At 65.5% G+C, this 6072-nt stretch carries 5 protein-coding genes; 2 read left to right on the top strand and 3 right to left on the bottom strand.

Annotated elements, in window-relative coordinates:
* Positions 1–382: 382 nt before the first annotated feature.
* The gene (gene dusA / locus V8324_RS05850) at positions 383–1378 is read left to right on the top strand and encodes a tRNA dihydrouridine(20/20a) synthase DusA (protein ID WP_336418992.1); all 996 of its coding nucleotides are present in this window, start codon (positions 383–385) and stop codon (positions 1376–1378) included.
* A gap of 22 nt (positions 1379–1400) precedes the next feature.
* On the opposite strand, the gene V8324_RS05855 is transcribed toward dusA, so the two are convergent.
* From V8324_RS05855 to pyrC, 3 genes are all read right to left on the bottom strand, one after another.
* Positions 1401–2888: a replicative DNA helicase gene (locus V8324_RS05855; protein WP_336418993.1), complete on the bottom strand. Its 1488-nt coding sequence runs from the start codon at positions 2886–2888 to the stop codon at positions 1401–1403.
* Positions 2889–3117: 229 nt separating this feature from the next.
* Positions 3118–3795, bottom strand: coding sequence for an orotate phosphoribosyltransferase (locus tag V8324_RS05860; RefSeq protein WP_336419092.1), 678 nt, complete (start codon positions 3793–3795; stop codon positions 3118–3120).
* A 76-nt stretch (positions 3796–3871) separates the two neighbouring features.
* Entirely contained in the window at positions 3872–4909 is a 1038-nt protein-coding gene (gene pyrC, locus V8324_RS05865; RefSeq protein WP_336418994.1) for a dihydroorotase, read from the bottom strand.
* A gap of 125 nt (positions 4910–5034) precedes the next feature.
* Between pyrC and V8324_RS05870 the strand changes: the two genes are divergently transcribed.
* Entirely contained in the window at positions 5035–5940 is a 906-nt protein-coding gene (locus V8324_RS05870) for an AAA family ATPase (protein WP_336418995.1), read from the top strand.
* The last annotated feature ends 132 nt before the right edge of the window (positions 5941–6072 follow it).

Raw genomic sequence — 6072 nt, forward strand, 5'->3', positions numbered from 1 at the left:
TCGGTCCCAACATTGCTCAATTCTCCCGCTGGCCAGAAGAATTGAATCAGCAACTTACGCTTCGATCAAGCACGAGTTTTTCAACAAAATACGCCCGTTCCTGTTGAATGCTGCACGCAACGCGAAGGTTTGAGAAACGATTGTTCATTTATCGTTGCGCATCACAGCAATGTCTGCTCCTTGGATCGCATTGGCGATGAGCATATTTCAGCCGTGGGTCGTGAACAGATTGAGTTTCGGGGTTGGTGTCAGCCTTGGACCCACCCAAACACCGCTAATTGCCTGTCTTTGCACGGGGCAGGGTGGCGGTACGTCCTTCGTGTGCGTATGGTGTGCACAGTGGGTCTGTCGCAAGTGATGGCGGACCCTTGGAGATTGCTGAATGCCTTTGAACGCAGCCACCGCGGCAGCGCGCTTATCTTCTGCGCCGATGATGGAATGGACCGACCGACATTGCCGGTATCTGCACCGGCGGCTCAGCCGGTGCACGTTGCTCTATACCGAAATGGTCACGGCGGCGGCGCTGGTGCGGGGTGGGGCGCTGCATTTGCTGGATCACAGCCCAGAGGAGCATCCCGTGGCGTTGCAATTGGGCGGCTCGGATCCCGAGGAACTGGCGCTGGCGGCGCGCGTGGGGGCGCAGGCGGGGTACGATGAGATCAACCTCAATTGCGGCTGCCCCTCGGACCGGGTGCAATCGGGCACGTTTGGCGCCGTGCTGATGACGCGGCCGGGCCTTGTCGCCGACTGCGTGGCGGCCATGCGCGCGGCCGTTGATGTCGACGTGACGGTCAAGTGCCGCATCGGGGTGGATGACCAGGACCCTGAGGTCCTGCTGCCGGAGTTTCTGACCCGGATCTCGGAGGCGGGGTGCAATCGCGTCATCATCCATGCGCGCAAGGCGTGGCTGCAGGGGCTGAGCCCCAAGGAGAACCGCGACGTGCCGCCGCTCGATCCCGATCTCGTGCTACGGATGAAGCGGACGTTTCCCGGGATGCACATCTCGATCAATGGCGGGATCGCCTCGCTGGACGCGGCGCGAGGGTTCCTCGATGCGGGGCTCGACGGGGTGATGGTTGGCCGCGCGGCGTACCATCAGCCCGCCGATATCCTTTGCGCCGCGGATCGTCTGATCTTTGGTGCGACCACGCCCGACACCCGGGTGGAGGACGCCGCGCGCGATATGCTCCCCTATATCGAGGCGCATCTGGCGCAGGGCGGCAAGCTGCACCAGGTGACGCGGCACATGCTGGGGCTTTTTGCGGGCCGGCCGGGCGCGCGCGGCTGGCGGCGCGCGCTCTCCGAGGGCGCGACCCGTCCCGGCGCCGGGCCGGAGCTGGTAGAGCGGGCCCTGGCCGAGGTGGCGGCCTTCGCGTGAAGGCCGCATTATCGGCGCCGGGTCAGAACTCTCGCACGCCGCCCTGTTGCCACGGTTTCACGAGGTTGCCGAAGCGGGTGAACTGATCCTCGAAGCTCAGCTCGACCGTGCCGATGGGGCCGTGGCGCTGCTTGCCGATGATCACCTCGGCCTTGCCGTGCAGGCGGGCCATCGCCTCTTGCCATTCGGCCATCTTGTCCATCTCGTGATCGCCCGGCTTCTCGCGTTCCTTGTAATACTCTTCGCGGAAGACGAACATCACCGCGTCGGCGTCCTGCTCGATCGAGCCGGATTCGCGCAGGTCCGACAGTTGCGGGCGCTTGTCCTCGCGGTTCTCGACCTGGCGGCTGAGCTGCGACAGCGCGATGACGGGGATGTTGAGCTCCTTGGCGATCGCCTTGAGACCCATCGAGATTTCGCCGATCTCCTGCACGCGATTGTCGGCCGAGCCGCGCACCAGTTGCAGGTAGTCGACGATCAGCACGTCGAGCCCGTGCGTGCGCTTGAGACGCCGGGCGCGCGCCGCGATCTGCGCGATCGGGATGGCGGCGGTGTCGTCGATATAGAGCGGACAGGACTCGAGTGTCTTGGCGGCCTCGACGAAGCGGCGAAATTCCTCTTCGTCCATGTCGCCCTGGCGGATCTTGTGCGACGAGATTTCCGCGGCCTCCGACAGCACACGGCTGGCGAGCTGTTCGGCGCTCATCTCCAGCGAGAAGAAGCCGACGACCCCGCCATCCACCGCGCCCTCGGTGCCGTCCGCGCGCACGCCGCGGCGGTAGGACCGGGCGATGTTGAAGGCGATATTCGTGGCCAGCGACGTCTTGCCCATCGACGGACGACCAGCGAGGATCAGAAGGTCGGAATTGTGCAGCCCGCCGAGCTTGTGGTCGAGATCCGTCAGCCCGGTCGAGATGCCGGCCATCCCGCCCTCGCGCTGGTAGGCGGCGTTGGCCACGTTCACGGCATCGGTGACCGCCTTGAGAAAGCTCTGGAAGCCCGAATCCGACTTGCCCTGTTCGGCGAGGTTGTAAAGCTTCTGCTCGGCCTCGACGATCTGGTCGCTCGGCTCGCTGTCGACATTCACGCGTGCGGCCTTGCCGGCAATGTCGTGGCCGAGCGCGATCAGTTCGCGCCGGATGGCGAGATCGTAGAGCATCTGCGCATAGTCGCGCGCGGCATAGGTCGAGATCGCCGCGCCGGCGAGGGTGACGAGGTAATTGGCGCCGCCCAGTTCCTTGAGCCCCTCGTCATCCTCGAGAAAGGCGCGCAGCGTGACCGGAGAAGCCAGCGTGTTGCGGCTGATCCGGGCCGCGGCGGTCTCGAAGATGCGGGCATGCACGGGGTCGTAGAAATGCTGCGGCCCGATGATCTGCGCGATGCGGTCGTAGATCTCGTTGTTGGTCAGGATCGCACCGAGGATCTGCTGTTCGGCCTCGATCGAATGCGGCACGGTCTCGGCCGACTGGATCTCGGTTCCGGTGGCGTTGAAGACGCTGACCTCGTTCATCCCTGCTGTCCCTGCTTTTATGGTTTACCTGTCGTCCGGGTGTCTTAGGTCAGATCATGCGATCACGCCACGTGGATGAACCTGTGCGCGAGGCTGGGGATAAATCGCGTGTAAACCCAGTATTGTTTCTGTCGACCCTGCATACTGTGTCGGATAAACTCCTTTATACCATATCTTGATGCGAGTTTCGATTCGTATCTGACGATATCCACAACGCCGCCGACAGAGTTTATTTTCCGTTTGTTTCCTGCCACTTGCGCGGACCGTTCAGAAACGCCTCGACGGTGTCGAGCGTCTCGGCGGTGAAGGCGCCCTGCGCGCGGGCCTCGGCAAGCACGTCCCACCAGGTGCAAAGGTGGTGCAGCCGCACGCCGTGATCGGCGAGCCGCGCCGCGGTTTCGGGAAAGATGCCGTAATAGAAGATCACCGCCGTGTGGCCGCAGCTTGCCCCGGTCTCGCGGATCGCGTCGACGAAGCTGAGCTTCGAGCCGCCATCGGTGGTCAGGTCCTCGACCAGAAGCACGCGGTCGCCGTCGCCCATCACCCCCTCGATGCGGGCGTTGCGCCCGTACCCCTTGGCCTTCTTGCGCACATAGGTCATCGGCAGCGCCATGCGTTCGGCCACCAGCGCCGCGAAGGGGATGCCCGCCGTCTCGCCGCCCGCGACGGTGTCGAAGGCCTCGAACCCGGCCTCACGCATCACCGTGATGGTCAGAAAGTCCATCAGCGTCGAACGGATGCGGGGAAACGAGATCAGCTTGCGGCAATCGATATAGGTTGGCGAGGGCAGGCCGGAGGCCAGCGTGAAGGGCTCGCGCGCGTTGAAATGCACGGCCTCGACTTCCAGCAGCATGCGCGCTGTCAGGCGGGCGATCTCGTGCGGCTCGGGGTAGGTGACGGGGATCATCGGGGTGTCCTTGTCGGGGGCGCTGCGCCGAAAAGCGATCATGCCTCCGGCGGGAGTATTTGTGGAAAGATGAAGCTCAGGTGACGTGCCAGTGCAGCGGGAAGCCGGGATCGAAAAGGGTAACGGGGCCGTCGCCTGTCTCGATCCTTTCAGGGTAGCGGACCGCGTCGCCCTTCGTCAGCGTCAGGGTCGTGTCGTTGGGCGCCAGCCCGTAGAAGGCGGGACCGTTGAGCGACGTGAAGGTTTCGAGCCGGTCGAGCGCGTCCTCGTCCTCGAACACATGCGCGAGGATGGAAAGCGTGTGCGGGGCGGTGAAGCAGCCCGCGCAGCCGCAGGCGCTTTCCTTCGCGGGATCGGCATGCGGCGCGCTGTCGGTCCCGAGGAAGAACCGCGGATCGCCGGAGGTGGCCGCCGCGCGTAGGGCAAGCCGGTGGTCCTCGCGCTTGGCCACGGGCAGGCAGTAGTAGTGCGGCTTGATCCCGCCCACGAGGATGTGGTTGCGGTTGATGACCATGTGATGCGTGGTGATCGTCGCGCCGAGATCGCGGGGCTGCGAGGTGACATAGTCCACCGCGTCGCGGGTGGTGACATGCTCCATCACCACGCGCAGCCCGGGTGTGGCGCGGCGGACGGGATCGAGAACGCGGTCGATGAACACCGCCTCGCGGTCGAAGATGTCGATATGCGCGTCGGTCACCTCGCCATGCACGCAGAGCGGCAGGCCGATCTCGGCCATTTTCTCGAGCACACCGCGCACCCGGTCGACATCGCGCACCCCAGAGGCCGAGTTGGTGGTGGCGCCCGCGGGGTAGAGCTTGACCGCCGTCACGAGGCCCGAGGCATGGGCGTGAGCGACATCCGCCGGATCGGTCTCCTCGGTGAGGTAGAGCGTCATGAGCGGGGTGAATGTCATCTCCTTGGGCAGGGCCGCCAGGATCCGGTCGCGATAGGCGCGGGCGTCCCGGGCGGTGACGACCGGCGGCACGAGGTTGGGCATGATGATCGCCCGGGCGAAATGCCGCGCGGATTCCGGCAGGACCGCGCGCAGTATCGCGCCGTCGCGCAGATGCAGGTGCCAGTCGTCGGGACGGCGGAGGGTCAGTGAGGTCGTCATGACGCCAGCGATACACAATCGCCGGGGTCAAGACCAGAGGGATGCGCCGGACGGGCCGCCACCTTGACCGCGCCGCCCGCGCCATGCACTTCTGAACGCCTCGGAGCAATCGCGGAGGTCACAGCGTGCAACACCCCTCATCCATCTGCGCCGTGCAGGACATGCTGGCGGGGCAGGATTACATCTGCGGGCGTGCGCTTGGCACCGTGAGCTTTCTGGCGCTGACCCTGGCGCGGCCGTTGTTCCTCGAGGGCGAGGCGGGCACCGGCAAGACCGAGATCGCCAAGGCGCTTGCCAGGGGTCTCGGCCGGCGCCTGATTCGGCTGCAATGCTACGAGGGGCTGGACACCGCGAGCGCGGTCTACGAGTGGAATTTCGCCGAACAGATGATCGCCATCCGGACCGCCGAGGCGGCGGGCGGCGTGGATCGCGGGCATCTCAAGGACGAGCTTTTCACCGAGGAATATCTCGTCGAGCGGCCGCTCTTGCAGGCGATGCGCCCGCAGCCCGGCGGCGCGCCGGTACTGCTGATCGACGAGATCGACCGCACCGACGCGCCGTTCGAGGCGTTCCTGCTGGAAGCCCTCAGCGACTACCAGGTGACCATTCCCGAACTTGGCACGATCCACGCCCCCGAGCCGCCGATCGTGATCCTGACCTCGAACCGCACGCGCGAGGTGCACGACGCGCTGAAGCGGCGCTGCCTCTATCACTGGGTCGAGTATCCCGATTTCGATCGCGAGATCGAGATCCTGCATGCCCGCGTGCCCGAGGCCGCCGAGACGTTGAGCCGCGAGGTCGTGGCCTTCGTGCAGGCGTTGCGCACCGAGGACCTGTTCAAGAAACCCGGCGTCGCCGAGACCATCGACTGGGCCAAGTGCCTGCTTGCGCTCGACGTGATCAGCCTCAGCCCCGAGGTGATCGCGGACACGTTGGGGGCCATCCTGAAATACCAGGACGACATCGCGCGCATGCAGGGATCCGAGGCCAAGCGGATCCTCGACGATGTGCGCGCCGGCCTCGATCGGTAACGGTCCCGCCTGGCATATGCCGGCCGCGGCGCGGCAGCGAAAGGGCAGACGGGCAGGGATATCGGCATTGCAGCCGGCCGTGCGGGTGTGCAAGCTGACATCGGAACAAGAAACGCCGGCGGCCGGGCGCGC

It is taken from the genome of Roseovarius sp. D22-M7, from assembly GCF_037083785.1.
Lineage (GTDB): Bacteria > Pseudomonadota > Alphaproteobacteria > Rhodobacterales > Rhodobacteraceae > Roseovarius.

Excerpts from the sequence above, each read along its gene's own strand:
- dusA (WP_336418992.1), top strand. The coding sequence starts at position 383 with ATGCCTTTGAACGCAGCCACCGCGGCAGCGCGCTTATCTTCTGCGCCG.
- V8324_RS05855 (WP_336418993.1), bottom strand. The coding sequence starts at position 2,888 with ATGAACGAGGTCAGCGTCTTCAACGCCACCGGAACCGAGATCCAGTCG.
- V8324_RS05860 (WP_336419092.1), bottom strand. The coding sequence starts at position 3,795 with ATGATCCCCGTCACCTACCCCGAGCCGCACGAGATCGCCCGCCTGACA.
- pyrC (WP_336418994.1), bottom strand. The coding sequence starts at position 4,909 with ATGACGACCTCACTGACCCTCCGCCGTCCCGACGACTGGCACCTGCAT.